Source organism: Amycolatopsis sp. NBC_01307 (genome assembly GCF_035975215.1).
Taxonomy (GTDB): Bacteria; Actinomycetota; Actinomycetes; order Mycobacteriales; family Pseudonocardiaceae; genus Amycolatopsis.
Genome location: NZ_CP108403.1, coordinates 2,069,029 through 2,083,145 on the forward strand (window position 1 = coordinate 2,069,029; position 14,117 = coordinate 2,083,145).

Below are 14,117 nucleotides of genomic sequence, written 5' to 3' on the forward strand. Positions count from 1 at the left end.
TCAGTGGAGCCGGACGTCGTGGCGGTGGCACTGGCGGCGAGCCGAGGCGGTCTGGGGCCGGGCCGCCGTCAGCCAGATGTCCTGCACCACGTCGCGGCCGTGGCGGGCCGGTACCGTCGTGGCGGCCGGGCGGTGCCGGGCCGCGGCCGTGATCAGGACGTAGGACCCCGCTCGCGGGGCCTGCATCGTGAAGCCCCCGTCGGCCGCCGACGTCGCACGGGCGGTCTGCCTGCCGTGCGCGTCGACCAGGGTCAGGGTCGCCTCCGCCAGCGGCGCCCCGGCCGCGTCGTGGACGCGGCCGGTGATCGCGCCCATGCCCGGGACGGCCGGCTCGGGGAGCAGGCCGGGCTCGTCGCCGGTGGCGATCTCGTGCAGCAGCCGGCGCAGGTGGATCAGCTCGACCAGGACGGGCTCGTCCGCGGGGGAGCAGTGCTGCGCGAGGGCGGCCTCCACGAGACCCAGCAACGCCGTCAGGTCCGCTTCGCCGGGGTCGGCGACGGCCGTCGCGACGTCGGCCAGGGCCCGGGCGGGTACGGCCAGGGAGCGGTCGCCCGCACGGCCGCGGCGCAGGACGGCGACCAGCCGGTGGGTGTGCTGCACCAGCGTGGCGGCCAGCGTCAGCCGGTGCCGGGTGGTGCGGGACCCGCCACCCCACGGCACGGCGGCCACCAGCGGCGCGGCCACGAGCCGCAGCTGGCGCAGGTCGTTGTCCAGGACGCGGACCCGGGCGTCGAGGTCCGGGACGCCGGCGTGGCCCTCGATCCGGTCCGCCACGGCGGTCAGCAGCTCTGACAATGTGCGCGCCAGGGCGCGGTGGGTGGTGCGGACGGTGTCGCGGGTGCTCAGCGGCGTCAGCACCAGGCCGACCCCGACGCCGACGGCCGCGCCGATCGCCGTCTCCTCCAGCCGCAGGACGAGCAGGCCCGTCGAGAACTCGTTGAGCACGCTGTAGAGCTGGCTGACCATGATCGTGACGAAGAAGATCATGTAGGCGTAGGACAGCCGTTGCAGGTAGAAACCGCAGAACATGCTGCCGACGATCACCGCGAGCACCGCCGCCGGGTGCCCGGCCGTCAGGTGCGCGAGCCCGATGCCCGCGCCCAGCCCGACCAGGGTGCCCGCCACGCGGTTGACCGACTTGAGGAACACCTCCGACCGGGTCGCCGTGCCGGTGAACGCGACGAACGCGGCGATCACCGCCCAGTAGTAGCGCTGCTCGGACAGCAGCCGCCCGAGCACGATCGCCAGCCCGCCCGCCACGGCCACCTGCACGGCCTGGCGGGTCGTGAAGTCGAGGCGGCGCAACGGGTTCCACGCGCCGCCGCGGGGTTCGACGTCGCCGGCCGCGGCCGCGGACCCGGGCAGCGCGCCGAGCGCGATCGACACGGCGGGCTCGAAGTCGCCGGTGCCGGCGAAGCCGTCCTGGCCGGCGCGGCGGACGACGCCGAGGTAGTCGGTGACCGCCACGGCCACCAGCCGGACGGGGGACCCGCCCGCCTGGGCCAGGAGGGCCTCGGCCGTGCGCCCGGCGGTGGCGTAGTCGTTGCGGGCGAACAGGTCGAGCAGGTGGGCCGCGCGGGTCACCAGGTCCGGCGCGTCGCCGGGGCCGAGCTGCGCGCAGGCGGTGACGAGCAGGTCGATCGCGAGCTGCGCGTCCATCGTCGTGCGCCGGATCGACGCCGCCGGGACGGCGCCGGGCAGCACCGGGACCTCGGCCGACCACGCCTCGATCATCAGCGCGGACTCGGCGAGCCGGGCCTGCGCCGCGTGGATCCGCCGGGTGAGCCGCTCGTCGGGCCCGGCTTCCAGGAGGGTCGCGCAGAGCCGGACGACCGCGCGGGCCCGGGCGCCGAACGCGCGGCGGGTGCGGGCGAGCGTGCGGGCGGGGTTGCCGCGCAGCACGGTCAGCGACAGCAGCAGCACCCAGACGGTCGCGATCACGACGGCGAGGAGCATGGCGGGCAGCCCGCCGAGCGTCGCGTGCAGGAACGCGGCGAAGAAGTAGCCCATCCAGACCATGAAGCCGTAGAAGAAGAACGGCACGCCGAACCGCCGCACGAACACGGCGGTGAACATCACGACGACGAACACGGCGAGCATGAGGTCGGTGTGCGGCGCGACCGCGATGCCGAGCGCCATCCCGAGCCCCATCGCCACCGGGAACAGCGCGGCGGTGCGGACCTTCGGCCAGACCCCGGTGCCGCTCAGGGCCATCGAGCCCATCATCGCGGTGATGGCGCCGAGCAGGACCGCGACCAGGGTGGCCTGCGGCGCGGCCCCGGTCAGCGTCGCGAAGACGTACTCGACGGCCAGCCCGGTCGTCATGGCGACGGCCGCCGAGACCGCGCTCCACAACCGGGTCAGCCCCGGGTCCGAGCCTCTCGCCTTGTCCCTGATCCGGTGCATCGCCGTCGACGCGCGTCCCATTCGAGTGATTTCTCCTACCCCCGGTCGTGGATATCGGTATCATGCCGATAATTACCGGTATGATACCGATATGCCTTGCGGCCGGGCAATCGGCCGGAAGGTAGGTTCACGTGATGGACGCGCTCGACCTCATCGAGGCCCACACCGCGGTCATGGTGCGCAACTTCGAGCTGCTCAGCCGCCGCACCGACATCTACGACGAGCTCGACCGCGCGGGCTACCTCCTGCTGCGCACGCTCGAAGTGACCGGCCCGGCCGACATCACCACACTGGCGACGCGGCTCGGCCTGGACCCGTCCACGGTGGGCCGCCAGGTGGCGGCGATGACGGCGGCCGGCCTGGTCGAACGGACCCCGGCCCCGGAAGACCGCCGCCGCGGCATCGTCGCGGCGACGGCGGAGGGGCGGCTGCGCGCCCGCCGCGTCCACGACCGCCGCCGCGACAACCTGGCCGTGATGTTCGACGGCGCGCCCGAGGACGAGCTGCGGGTGATCGGGGAGTCGTTCGCCCGCTACAACCAGGCCGTCGCCCGCCACTACGACGTGAGCCTGCTGCCGGACTGAGCCCGGGTCAGCGGCGGACCAGCTCCCGCCCGAGGTTGAGCGGGTCGTCCTCGGGGCCGGCCACGGAGTGCTCGACGTGGAAGAGCGGCTGGCCGCTGCCGGCGGTGAAGACACGGCCGTCAGGCGCTTCGAACCGGTCGGCGCCGAAGAAGAACGCACGCCGGTGCTCGTGGTCGAGGCGCACCAGCCGGGCCGCCAGGAACCCGCGCCGGTCGTCGCGGAACGCCGCCACCATGCCGGGGCGCGGGTCCAGCATCGCCTGCGTGTGCTCGGGGGCCACTATGAAGGTGGTCATCTCGATGACCGACATCGTCAGCTCCTCATGCCTCGGTCCGGCCGGATAGGTCGGAACCTTGATAGTCATGAGTAGTGACTAAGTGTCGGATGTATTCCCGCTTGGGGGGCGATCGGTGCGACACCGCCGACCCGCAGGCTGCGCCTGGCCGGCCGTGTCGTCGACGAGGGCCGGCCGTTGCGGCGAGCTGCGCCACGGTTCCAGGTGCCGGTCGCCGCCGCCGGACGATGGGCCGGCCGCTACCGCAGCGACCAGGAAACCGCGGCCGCGGTCGACCTCGTCCCACGCGGTGCGCTCGGGGCTAAGCGGCGCGCTCCACCTCGTCGCCCGGGTAGGGGCCCGGCTTCGGGCGGGGCTTGCCGCCCGGGAAAGCGAGTCGCAGGATCGTGCGGTGGACCGTGCCGAGCTGGCGGGAGAACGGCCCGGTGTTGTACGGCAGGCCGTAGCGCCGGCAGATCTCGCGGACCTGCGGGGCGATTTCGGCGTAGCGGCTGCTCGGCATGTCCGGGAACAGGTGGTGCTCGACCTGGTACCCGAGGTTCCCGCTCATCAGGTGGAACAGCGGGGAGCCGGTGATGTTCGCCGCGCCGACGAGCTGCCGGACGTACCAGCCGCCGCGGGTCTCGTCGCGGACCTCGTCCTGGCCGAACGTGTAGGTCTGGTCCGGGAAGTGGCCGCAGAAGATGATCGAGTGCGCCCACAGGTTGCGGATGATGTTGGCCGTGAAGTTCGCCCAGAACGTCGCGGCGAACGTGCCGCCGCCTTCCGTGCGGATCGCTTCCAGCTGGGCGCGCACCGCGCCCTTCCGGCGCCGGCCACCGGCCCGGTCCGCCAGGACCCGCAGCCGGGAGCGGGGTTCGGGCCGCGCGAGCCGCCCCACCGCCGTTGCGGCGAGGGCGCTCACGAGCGGCCAGCCGACGTAGTCCTTCAGGATCTGGTCGCGGGCCTTGCCGGAGATGCCCTTGATGTCGTGCCACACGTCCTTCATCGGCTTCTCGCCGGCGCGGATGGCTTCGACGTCGAGGTCGTGGACCGCGACACCCCACTCGAAGAAGGCCATCAGCAGCAGGTTGTACAGCGGTTGCGCCAGGTACGCCGGGTGCCACTTCTGGTGCGGGTCGATGCGCATGATCTCGTACCCGAGATCTTTGTCCTTGCCGCGGATGTTGGTGTAGGTGTGGTGGACGAAGTTGTGGGAGTGCTTCCACGCCGCCGCCGTCGAAGCGGTGTCCCAGTCCCAAGTGGACGAATGGATGTAGGGGTCGTTCATCCAGTCCCACTGGCCGTGCAGGACGTTGTGCCCGATCTCCATGTTCTCCAGGATCTTCGCGACGGCCAGGCAGCCGGTGCCCGCCAGCCACGCCGGCTTGGACCGGGAGCCGAGCAGCAGCGCCCGGCCGGCCACCGCGATCTGGCGGTGCAGCTTGATGACGCCCTTGATGTAGCGGCGGTCGCGCTCGCCCAGATCACCGCGGACCTGGTCGTGGATGGCGTCGAACTCGCGGGCGAGTTCGTCGAGCTGGTGCGCGCTCAAGTGCGCGAACGGGTGGACGTCGGGGGAAGTTACCGGCGTGGACATGAGTTCCTCTCCGTTCAGAGTTCGACCGTGACCGGGCCTTCGGCGCCGTTCACGCAGGTCCGCACGATCTCGTTGTTCAGCTGGCTGACGACGTTGGTGCGCAGGTCGCGGATCCGGCCGTCCCGGATCGGCAGCACGCAGGTGTGGCAGACCCCGACCCGGCACCCGAAGGGCATGTCGACGCCGGCGTTCTCGCCCGCGACGAGGATCGGCGTGCCGGGCGGGCAGTCCGCGTCGACGTTGCGGTGCGCGAACCGCACGGTGCCGCCCGCGCCGTCGGCGGCGTCGCCCCCGACGATCGGCTGGAACCGTTCGTGGTGCAGCCGTTCGACGTCGCCGTGGCTCTTCCAGTGCGCCTGCAGCGCGTCGAGCAGCTCGCCGGGACCGCAGGCGTAGGTGTCGCGGTCGCGCCAGTCCGGGCACAGGGCGTCCAGGTCGGCGGGGGAGAACCGGCCGTCGCGGCTGGTGATGCGCAGCTCCAGGCGAAAGCCCTCGTGCTGCTTTTCCAGCGCGGCCAGCTCGTCGCCGAAAGTGACGCCGTCGGTCTCGCGCGCCGAGTGCACGTGGACGACGTCGCGCAGGCCGGGACCCGGGCCGAGGTGGCGCAGCATGCTCATCACCGGCGTGATGCCGCTGCCCGCCGTGACGAACAGCAGGCCGCGGTCGAGCCGGTCCGGCAGGGTGAAGGCCCCTTCGACCTCGCCGAGCCGCACGACCTCGCCGGGCCGGGCCCGCTCGACCAGGTACGGCGAGACGACCCCGCCGTCGACCTTCTTGGGGGTGACCGAGATGAGCCCGTCCGCGCGGTCCGGGCTCGAGGTCAGCGAGTACGCCCGCCAGTGGTGGACGCCGTCGATGACCACGCCCAGCCGCACGTACTGGCCGGGCCGGTGTCCGACCCAGTCGAACCCCGGCCGGATCAGCACGGTGGCGGCGTCACCTCGCTCGGGTACGACGCGTTCGACGCGGCCGCGCAGCTCGCGGGTCGACCACAGGGGGTTGATCAGCTCGAGGTAGTCGTCCGCCCGCAACGGGGTGAACAGCCAGCGCACGGCACGCAAGGCCCGGCGCCGCAGCGGCGACGCCGGGGGCCGCATCCCCACTTCGGCCATCAGGCACCGCCCCGCTCGCGGCCGGCGGTCACGACCTCGTGGGACCAGGTGGTGGCGATCATGCTGATTGAGTGTACAGGCGTGCACTCAACTCGCAGCCTGAGTGGCGATCAGTACGTGTAGCGGCGCACGGACTCCGGGTGGATCACCAGGCGAAGCTGATCGACGGCCAGGATTCCGGCGAGGTCCGCGGCCCGGGCCGGGTCGCCGAGGTCCCAGTAGCGGGCGGCCAGGCGGCGGGCCAGGTCGTGGGCGCCGCCGGTCTCCAGCGTGGTGCGGCCGGCGACCGAAACCCACCGCTCGCGTTCACCCACCGGCGCGGCGACGACGATCGAGGCGCGCGGGTCGCGGCCCAGCCGTCGCACCTTGAGCGCGTCCGGTTCGGTGAACAGCTGGAGCGTGCCGTCAGGCGCGGCCTCGAACCACACCGGCCGCGGCTGCGGCGGAACCGGGCCCGCGGCCACGGTCAGGAAGCCGTGCAGGGGGCGGCGGAGGAACTCGAGGTCTTCGGCGGTCAGGACGTCGGTGCTCATGACGCCGATTCAACCCGGCTCGCTCGGACAATCCCATAGGTGAAAGCCCGGATCGCCTGTCCATTCGTCTAACCTCGGCCGGGTGGACGTGTTCGACGACCTGATCCGCGGGGTGCGGGCCCACGGCTCGCTGTTCGGCAGCTCGACGCTGTCCCCGCCCTGGGCGCTGGAGTTCGTGGACGGCGCGCCGCTGACCCTGTGCACCGTCCTCGGCGGGGCGGGCTGGATCGTGCCGGCGCACGGCCCGCCCGAGCCGCTGCGCGCCCGCGAGACGGTCGTCGTGCGCGGGCCCGCGACGTTCACCTTCGTCGACGAGGTCGGCACGCGGGCCGCACCGGTCGCGTGCGGCGAGTTCTGCGCGACGCCCGAGCAGGGCGGCACCCGCCACCGGCTCGGCTGGGCCGACGACGACGGCGGCGCGACGACGCTCATCGTCGGCGCGTACCCGGTGCGCGGCGAACTCAGCCGCCGGTTGCTGGACGCGCTGCCCGTCGTGCTGCGCGCGGCCAGCGGCGGCACCGGTGACGCCGTGCTGGACCACCTCGCGGCCGAGGTCGCCGTCGACGCGCCGGGCCAGCAGGTGGTCCTCGACCGGCTGCTGGACTGGATGCTGGTGTGCACGCTGCGCGAATGGTTCGACCGCCCCGGGAGCGGGGCCCCGGCCTGGTGGGCCGCTCAGCGCGACCCGGTGGTCGGCGACGCGCTGCGCCTGCTGCACGCCGAACCGGCGGCGCCCTGGACGGTCGCGGCGCTGGCGGACCGCACCGGCGTCTCGCGGTCGACGCTGGCGAAGCGCTTCGCCGACCTGGTCGGCGAGCCGCCGCTCACGTACTTGACCCACTGGCGCATGACGCTCGCGGCGGATCTGTTGACCGAGCGCGAAACCGCCACCATCGCGGACGTCGCCCGCGCGGTGGGGTACGCCGATCCGTTCGGGTTCAGCGCGGCGTTCAAGCGGGTCCGCGGCGCCAACCCGAGCGAGTACCGGCGCGCGGCTTCGGCGGTTTCCAACGCTTGAAGCGCACGGACGTCAGCCGTCCACCAGCAGTCCCCGCAGCGGGCCCTGGAGCCGGCCGGCCCGGCGGGACACGCCGGGGAGCAGCACGAGCCGATGGGTGCGGGGCTCGCCCCGGCGTTCCCGCTCCGCCTGTTCTTCGGCCAGCGGCCGCCACAGGTCGTCGACGACGTCCGCCGGGTCCTTGTCCAGCTCCGCCACCGGGCGGCCCAGGTGCTCGGCCCACAGCCGCAGCCGCGTCGCGCGGATCAGGTCCCGGTCGTCGGTCGCGATGTTGACCTCGGTGTCGTTGAACAGCGAGTGCTCGTTGAGGTTCGCGGACCCGACGGTCAGCCACTCGTCGTCCACGATGCCGAGCTTCGCGTGCACGTACACCGGCGCGGCGGTGTCGCCCTCGTGCGCGCTGATCGTCGTGGCCAGCAGCCGGTTGTTGCCGTCGTCGGCGTCGACCAGGCGGCCGAGCTGGCCGCGGGTGGTGTCGGCGCCGTTGCTGGGCTTGCGCGGCAGCAGCAGGACGACGCGGAAGCGGTCCTCGGGCGGGTTGCGCAGCTTGTCGAGCAGCACCTCGGCGATCTCGGGGGACCACAGGAACTGGTTCTCCAGGTAGATCAGCCGCCGCGCCGACCGCAGCGCCCGCAGGTAGCCGTCGAGGATGGTGAACTCGCCCTTCGGCGCGAAGTCGTAGGTGCTGTTCGGCACCGTCCGCAGCAGCTGCACGCGGGTCTCGCCGGCCGGTTCGGGCACCTTCGGCGCCGGCAGCTCTTCGCCCGCCACCTCGGTCCACCGGTGCCGGAGGTGCTCGGCGACGTCGGCGACGATCGGTCCTTCGAGCCGGGACACCAGGTCGTGCCAGCCGATCTGCCGCGGCGGGTGGTCCGGGCTGTCGTGCCGGTCGCCTTCGAGCGCGGTGAAGTCGACGCCGCCGACGAACGCGACGACGTCGTCGACCACCACCAGCTTTTCGTGGTGGCAGTGCAGAGTCCGCTCCCGCGAGTCCAGCACGCAGCGCACGCCGGTGCCCTCGGTGAGCTTCCGCTGCTCTTCCTTCGCGAGGCCCCGCGTCGGCTTGAAGGCCGGGACGGGCGGCCCGCCCCACAGCAGGATCCGCACGTCGACCCCGCGGCCGGCGGTCTCGGCGAGCAGCTCACGCAGGGTGGGCGCGCCGGGCTCGCGGGTCAGCCGGAAGTCCGCGCTCGCGTGCCAGTTGGCGATGTGGACGTGGGACTTCGCGTGCCGGATGGCGTCCTGGATGGCCGGCAGCGCCTCTTCGCCGTCGATCAGGATCTCGACGCGGTTGCCGTCGCGGACCGCGGCGCGGCCGCCGAACCGGCCGGCCGGGCCGCCGGGCTCGAGGACGTCACCCCAGCCGAGCCCGCGCAGCCGCCGCCGGTGGTGGGCGCACAGGACGTGCTCGAGCCGGTCGCCCAGCCGCTCGTCCGCCTTGTCCAGGAAGGAGTGGAATGTCGTCACCCCTCCATGGCACTACAGATCGGCCCGGTCCGCCGCGCAGTGACTCTCCGCTACCCGGTCGGCGCGTCGCGGGCCGGGGCGCCGGGGGAGCGGCCCGGGTGTCGGTAGGGTCCGGCACGGTGCACCGGGCGACGAGGGTTCCGGCTGCCTGCTCGGAGGGGAACGTCATGGCTGATCAGAACCCGGCCGCCGATCCGGTGGCCCCGGGACACGCGCCGAGCGGGCGCGAGGCCGTGCGGCTCGCCGTGGTCATCGGGGCCCTGGGCGTGGTGTTCGGCGACATCGGGACCAGCCCGATCTACACCCTGCAGACGGTGTTCAGCCCGAGCGACCCGCACCCCGTCCCGGTGAGCACCGACAACGTCTACGGCGTGGTGTCGCTGATCTTCTGGTCGGTGATGATCATCGTCACGGTCACCTACGTGCTGCTGGCCATGCGCGCCGACAACGACGGCGAGGGCGGCATCATGGCGCTCATCACGCAGCTGCGGCGCTGGAGCGGGCAGCGCGGCGCCCGGACCGCGCTGGTGCTGTCCGGCGTGGGCATCTTCGGCGCTTCGCTGTTCTTCGGCGACAGCATGATCACCCCGGCGATCTCGGTGCTGTCCGCGGTCGAGGGGCTCAAGATCGTCGAGCCCGCGCTGGGCGAGCTGGTCGTACCGATCGCCGCGGTCATCATCGCGCTGCTGTTCCTGGTGCAGCGCAAGGGGACCGCGACCGTCGGGCGGCTGTTCGGGCCGGTGATGATCGTCTGGTTCGCCGCGATCGGAGCGTTCGGCATCAGCGGGATCGCCGGCCACCCGCAGATCCTGAAGGCGCTGTCGCCGACCTACGCCCTGGGTTTCCTGGCCGGGCACTTCGGCATCGCGTTCTTCGCGCTGGCCGCGATCGTGCTGGCGGTCACCGGCGCCGAAGCGATCTACGCCGACATGGGCCACTTCGGCAGGCGGGCGATCACCCGCGGCTGGCTGTTCCTGGTGCTTCCCGCGTGCACGCTCAGCTACTTCGGTCAGGGCGCGTTGATCCTGGCGGACCAGGCCAGTATCAGCAGCCCGTTCTTCCTGCTCGTGCCCGGCTGGGCGCGGCTGCCGATGGTCCTGCTGGCCACCGCCGCGACCGTGATCGCGTCCCAGGCCGTCATCACCGGCGCGTACTCGGTCACGGCGCAGGCCGCCCGGCTCGGCTACCTGCCCCGGCTGCGGATCCGGCACACCTCGGAGTCGAACATCGGCCAGATCTACGTCCCGTGGATCAACTGGCTGCTGCTGGTTTCGGTGCTGACGCTGGTCTTCGCGTTCCGCAGCTCGGCGGCGCTGGCCTACGCGTACGGCATGACGGTGACCGGCACGATCACCATCATGACCCTGCTGTTCTTCTACGTCGCCCGCGTGAAGTGGGGCACGCCGAAGTGGCTGATCGGGCTCGGCGCGACCGTGCTGCTGTCGGTGGACCTGCTGTTCGTCGCGGCCAACCTGACCAAGCTGATCCACGGCGCGTGGCTGCCGCTGCTGATCGCCCTCACCGTGTTCACCGTCATGATCACGTGGCAGCGGGGCCGGCAGATCGTCACCGCGGAGCGCGAGCAGCACGAGGGCTCGCTGCGCGAGTTCATCGACGACCTGGAGAACGACAAGCCCGTCACCCAGCGCGTCCCGGGCACGGCCGTCTTCCTCAACCGCGGCAAGGTGACCGCGCCGCTGGCGATGCGGGCCAACGCGGAGCACAACCACGTCCGGCACGAGCACGTCGTGATCGTCTCGATCGAGACGGAGCCGGTGCCCCGGGTGCCGGAGAGCGAGCGCACGGTCGTCGACGACCTCGGCCACGCCCACGACGGCATCACCCACGTCAGCGCCCGGTTCGGCTACATGGAGCGCCCCGACGTCCCCGCCGCGCTGCGGTCCCTCGAGCCGAAGGAGACGGAGGGCCGGCTGCAGGTGGACGACGCGTCGTACTTCCTGTCGAAGATCGAGCTCCAGCTCGGCGAGGCGAAGACGATGGCGGGCTGGCGCAAGCGGCTGTTCATCGCGACGTCGTTCATCACCGCGGACGCGGCCGAGCAGTTCGCGCTGCCCCGCGACCGCACGGTCGTGATGGGCTCGCACATCGAGGTGTGAACCGGGCGGGCCATTGCGGTCGGCCGCGTGGACGACCTGGAGCGCGCGAGCCTGGGCGCCTTCGACGTCGACGCGAACTCGTCCGCTCCCGCGGTTTCACGCCGGTCCGCTGGTTCCAGCGGAGGGGAGCACCCGCCCGGCACCGCGATCCCGGCCACCGCGATCCCCGGCGGGCTGCGCGTCGAGCCTGGTCCGGGCTCATCGCCAAGGCCGGCTTCACCCCGAAGATGCGTTGCGTGCGCTGGGCGCTCGAAGCCTGACCCGCGACGAGCTCGGGGAAGCCGCGTAGCACGACCTCTTGACTGACTGACTCGTTCAGTCAATACTCACCGCATGCGCGGACGGGTACAGCCGCGGCCGTTGGGCGAGATCGCCGCGGCCGCGGCGCGGGTGTTCACCGGCAAGGGGTACAAGGCGGCCGGGATCTCCGACGTGGCCGCCGTGCTCGGCCTGAGCCACGGCGCCCTCTACACCTATGTGGACAGCAAGGAAGCCTTGCTGTACCTGGCTTTCCTGCACCTCGCCGAACCGGAGGCGCCGGCCGGGCTGACCATTCCGGTCGGCAGCCCGGGGCCGGCGGGGATCGCGGAGATCGACGCGCGGTCGGTCGCGTCCGCCGGCTTTCCGGCGCTGGACGCCGCTCTCGGCCGGCGCACCAAGCCGGTGGCCGACGAACTCGGCGGGATCATCGACGAGCTGTACGCCTACATCGAAGGCCACCAAGGCCTGCTCGCGCTGGTCGAGAGCTGCGCGCGGGACATCCCGGAGCTGGCCGAGCTGCACTTCGTGCGCGGCCGGCGCGTGGTCCTCGACCAGCTCGGCGACTACCTGCGCCGCCGCATCCGCTCCGGGCACCTGCGTCCCGTCCCGGACGTCCCGACGTCGGCGCGGTTCCTCGTCGAGTCCGTCGCCTGGTTCGCCTGGCACCGCCACGGTGACCAGGATTCGTTGATGCTCAAGGACGACGACTGCCGGCGCACCGTGCGCCACCTGTTGCTGGCCGCGTTTCTGCCGGCCGAGCCATCTCCTGGGGGAAATGACGATGACGCAGACGGTTGAGGACACCCGGGAAACCGGACCGCGCGTGGAGTGGCGGCCGGTCCTGCTGATCGCCGGGGTGGTCGCGGTGATCCACCTGGCCGTGGCCGCCCGCTACGGCTGGCACCGCGACGAGTTCTACTACGTGCTCACCGGCCGCCACCCGGCCTGGGGGTACGTCGACCAACCGCCGTTGACGCCGGCGCTGGCGCGACTGGCCGCCGCGCTGCCCGGCGGGGTGCTGCCGCTGCGCGTCCTGGCCATCGCGGCCGCGGCCGGCTGTGTGCTGCTGGCCGCGAAACTCGCCGCCGAGCTCGGCGGACGTCGGCGGGCCCAGCTCGTCGCGGCCGCCGCGGTGGCGGCCTGCCCGGCGTTCGTGGCCGCGTCGGCGTTGTTCGGCACCACCGTCCTCGACCAGCTGTGCTGGCTGGGCGTGATGGTCGCAACGGCGCGGGCGCTGCGGCTGGGCACGATCCCGGCGTGGCTGCTCGCCGGCCTGCTCGCCGGGGTGGGGCTGGAGAACAAAGACACCATCGCCGCGCTGCTCGTCGGCATCGGGCTCGGGCTGGTCGTCACCCGGCGTGCGGTGCTGCGCACCCCGGGGCCGTGGCTGGCCGCCGTAGTGGCGCTGCTGATCGCGTTGCCGAACATCCTGTGGAACGCCTCCTACGGCTGGCCGTGGCCGGCCGTGCGGATGGCCGGGGTGCTGTCCGGCCGGGAGGGCAACGCGCTCACCCAGGTTCCCTTGCTGCTGCTGGTGCTGACCGGCCCGCCGCTGCTCTGCCTGGGGGTGATCGGCGTACGCCGGTTGTGCACCGGCGCGGGGCGGCCGCACCGGTGGCTGCTGGTCGTGGCGATCACCGCGGTGGTGTTCATCGCCGTCACGTCGGGCAAGTCCTACTACGCGGCCCCGATGCTGCCCGGCCTGTTCGCCGCCGGCGCGGTGGCGGTGGAGGCCGCGGACACGCGGGACGGCCGGCGGTCGTGGCCTATCGCGATCGCCGCCACGGCCGTGTTCGCGGTCGTGATCGGCCTGCCCGTGTTCCCGCCGAAGATCACGAACGGCATCGGCTTGAGCAGCACCGTGATGGAGACCTACGGCTGGCCCGGGTACGTGCGCCAGATCGTCGCGGTCGCGGACCGCTACCCGGCCGACACGGTGATCTTCACCAGCAACTACGGCGAAGCCGGCGCGTTGACCACCCTCGGCCCGGCCGAGGGCCTGCGCAACCCGGTCGCCAGCGGCCACAACGCCTACGGGTTCTGGGGGCCGCCCCCGGGCAGCGACGCCACCGTGCTCTGCGTCGGCGAGTTCACCCCCGCCTACCTGCACCGCTTCTGGGCGCAGGTGACGGAGATCGCGCCGCTCACCCTGCCCGACGGCCTGTCGAACGAAGAGGTCGAGAAGGGCGCGGCGATTTACCTGTGCCGGCAGCCGCGCGGGACCTGGACGCAGCTGTGGCCGGAGCTGGCTCACCTGGGCTGAGCGGGCTCGGCGCGGCGCCAGCCGAGCCAGCCGCGGCACAGGAAGTACGCCGCCACGAGGATCACGACGAGGCCGAAGTCGACGTACCCGGCCTCGCCGGCCTCGGGCACGTCACCCAGCGCCACGGCGATGACGACGAGCGACGCCTTCTGGGCGAAGAGCAGCTCCCAGACCCCGCGCTGCGCCCGCGGTTTCCAGGCGAGCAGCGCGAACAGCCCGGCCACCAGCCAGAAAGCGGTCATCCGCCAGCTCTCGATCCAGACCCGGTCGTCGGCGACCTGGCTCGTGTACACGATCCCGCGGATGGCCGCGCCGACGGTGGCGAGCGAGGCGATGGTGAGCAGGACCCGCCCGAGCACGTCTCGGCGGGTGGTCGCGGGGCGGGTGGTGAGCGCGGTGTCCTGGGTGGTCATGGCTGCCTCCGGTGTGCTGGTCGGGCCTTCACGTTCGCACCGGCGGACGGCCGTTCGCGTCGGCGGTAA

Annotated in this window: 12 protein-coding genes; 5 read left to right on the forward strand and 7 right to left on the reverse strand. The window is 72.7% G+C overall.

From position 1 onward, the window contains the following. Positions 1–2,427 (reverse strand): FUSC family protein, encoded by a 2,427-nt coding sequence (locus tag OG439_RS08915; protein ID WP_326948894.1) that lies wholly within the window; start codon positions 2,425–2,427, stop codon positions 1–3. A 113-nt stretch (positions 2,428–2,540) separates the two neighbouring features. On the opposite strand from OG439_RS08915, the gene OG439_RS08920 reads away from it, so the two are divergent. Next, positions 2,541–2,990: a MarR family winged helix-turn-helix transcriptional regulator gene (locus OG439_RS08920; RefSeq protein WP_326948895.1), complete on the forward strand. Its 450-nt coding sequence runs from the start codon at positions 2,541–2,543 to the stop codon at positions 2,988–2,990. Positions 2,991–2,997: 7 nt separating this feature from the next. Here the strand turns inward: OG439_RS08920 and OG439_RS08925 are convergent, their stop codons facing one another. From OG439_RS08925 to OG439_RS08945, 4 genes are all read right to left on the reverse strand, one after another. Continuing rightward, positions 2,998–3,300 carry a hypothetical protein gene (locus OG439_RS08925; protein WP_326948896.1) on the reverse strand — a complete coding sequence of 101 codons (303 nt, stop codon included), beginning with the start codon at positions 3,298–3,300 and terminating at the stop codon, positions 2,998–3,000. A gap of 286 nt (positions 3,301–3,586) precedes the next feature. Continuing rightward, entirely contained in the window at positions 3,587–4,864 is a 1,278-nt protein-coding gene (locus OG439_RS08935; RefSeq protein ID WP_326948897.1) for a fatty acid desaturase family protein, read from the reverse strand. Positions 4,865–4,878: 14 nt separating this feature from the next. After that, positions 4,879–5,976, reverse strand: coding sequence for a ferredoxin reductase (locus tag OG439_RS08940; RefSeq protein WP_326948898.1), 1,098 nt, complete (start codon positions 5,974–5,976; stop codon positions 4,879–4,881). 110 nt (positions 5,977–6,086) lie between these two features. Beyond that, entirely contained in the window at positions 6,087–6,509 is a 423-nt protein-coding gene (locus tag OG439_RS08945) for a pyridoxamine 5'-phosphate oxidase family protein (protein ID WP_326948899.1), read from the reverse strand. An 82-nt stretch (positions 6,510–6,591) separates the two neighbouring features. On the opposite strand from OG439_RS08945, the gene OG439_RS08950 reads away from it, so the two are divergent. Further along, positions 6,592–7,527: an AraC family transcriptional regulator gene (locus OG439_RS08950; protein WP_326948900.1), complete on the forward strand. Its 936-nt coding sequence runs from the start codon at positions 6,592–6,594 to the stop codon at positions 7,525–7,527. 12 nt (positions 7,528–7,539) lie between these two features. Here the strand turns inward: OG439_RS08950 and OG439_RS08955 are convergent, their stop codons facing one another. After that, positions 7,540–8,994, reverse strand: coding sequence for a phospholipase D-like domain-containing protein (locus tag OG439_RS08955; RefSeq protein WP_326948901.1), 1,455 nt, complete (start codon positions 8,992–8,994; stop codon positions 7,540–7,542). Between the two features lie 167 nt (positions 8,995–9,161). Between OG439_RS08955 and OG439_RS08960 the strand changes: the two genes are divergently transcribed. The 3 genes from OG439_RS08960 to OG439_RS08970 all read left to right on the forward strand — a co-directional run bounded on the left by OG439_RS08960 (position 9,162) and on the right by OG439_RS08970 (position 13,635). After that, positions 9,162–11,111 (forward strand): potassium transporter Kup, encoded by a 1,950-nt coding sequence (locus OG439_RS08960; protein WP_326948902.1) that lies wholly within the window; start codon positions 9,162–9,164, stop codon positions 11,109–11,111. 333 nt (positions 11,112–11,444) lie between these two features. After that, on the forward strand, positions 11,445–12,170 hold the full coding sequence (locus tag OG439_RS08965) for a TetR/AcrR family transcriptional regulator (RefSeq protein ID WP_326948903.1): 726 nt from the start codon (positions 11,445–11,447) through the stop codon (positions 12,168–12,170). Then, the gene (locus tag OG439_RS08970; protein WP_326948904.1) at positions 12,154–13,635 is read left to right on the forward strand and encodes a glycosyltransferase family 39 protein; all 1,482 of its coding nucleotides are present in this window, start codon (positions 12,154–12,156) and stop codon (positions 13,633–13,635) included. The genes OG439_RS08965 and OG439_RS08970 overlap by 17 nt, the downstream gene beginning before the upstream one ends. On the opposite strand, the gene OG439_RS08975 is transcribed toward OG439_RS08970, so the two are convergent. Next, positions 13,623–14,048 carry a hypothetical protein gene (locus OG439_RS08975; RefSeq protein ID WP_326948905.1) on the reverse strand — a complete coding sequence of 142 codons (426 nt, stop codon included), beginning with the start codon at positions 14,046–14,048 and terminating at the stop codon, positions 13,623–13,625. The genes OG439_RS08970 and OG439_RS08975 overlap by 13 nt on opposite strands. Positions 14,049–14,117: the final 69 nt, after the last annotated feature.

Excerpts from the sequence above, each read along its gene's own strand:
- OG439_RS08915 (WP_326948894.1), bottom strand. The coding sequence starts at position 2,427 with ATGGGACGCGCGTCGACGGCGATGCACCGGATCAGGGACAAGGCGAGA.
- OG439_RS08920 (WP_326948895.1), top strand. The coding sequence starts at position 2,541 with ATGGACGCGCTCGACCTCATCGAGGCCCACACCGCGGTCATGGTGCGC.
- OG439_RS08925 (WP_326948896.1), bottom strand. The coding sequence starts at position 3,300 with ATGTCGGTCATCGAGATGACCACCTTCATAGTGGCCCCCGAGCACACG.
- OG439_RS08935 (WP_326948897.1), bottom strand. The coding sequence starts at position 4,864 with ATGTCCACGCCGGTAACTTCCCCCGACGTCCACCCGTTCGCGCACTTG.
- OG439_RS08940 (WP_326948898.1), bottom strand. The coding sequence starts at position 5,976 with ATGGCCGAAGTGGGGATGCGGCCCCCGGCGTCGCCGCTGCGGCGCCGG.
- OG439_RS08945 (WP_326948899.1), bottom strand. The coding sequence starts at position 6,509 with ATGAGCACCGACGTCCTGACCGCCGAAGACCTCGAGTTCCTCCGCCGC.
- OG439_RS08960 (WP_326948902.1), top strand. The coding sequence starts at position 9,162 with ATGGCTGATCAGAACCCGGCCGCCGATCCGGTGGCCCCGGGACACGCG.
- OG439_RS08965 (WP_326948903.1), top strand. The coding sequence starts at position 11,445 with ATGCGCGGACGGGTACAGCCGCGGCCGTTGGGCGAGATCGCCGCGGCC.
- OG439_RS08970 (WP_326948904.1), top strand. The coding sequence starts at position 12,154 with ATGACGCAGACGGTTGAGGACACCCGGGAAACCGGACCGCGCGTGGAG.
- OG439_RS08975 (WP_326948905.1), bottom strand. The coding sequence starts at position 14,048 with ATGACCACCCAGGACACCGCGCTCACCACCCGCCCCGCGACCACCCGC.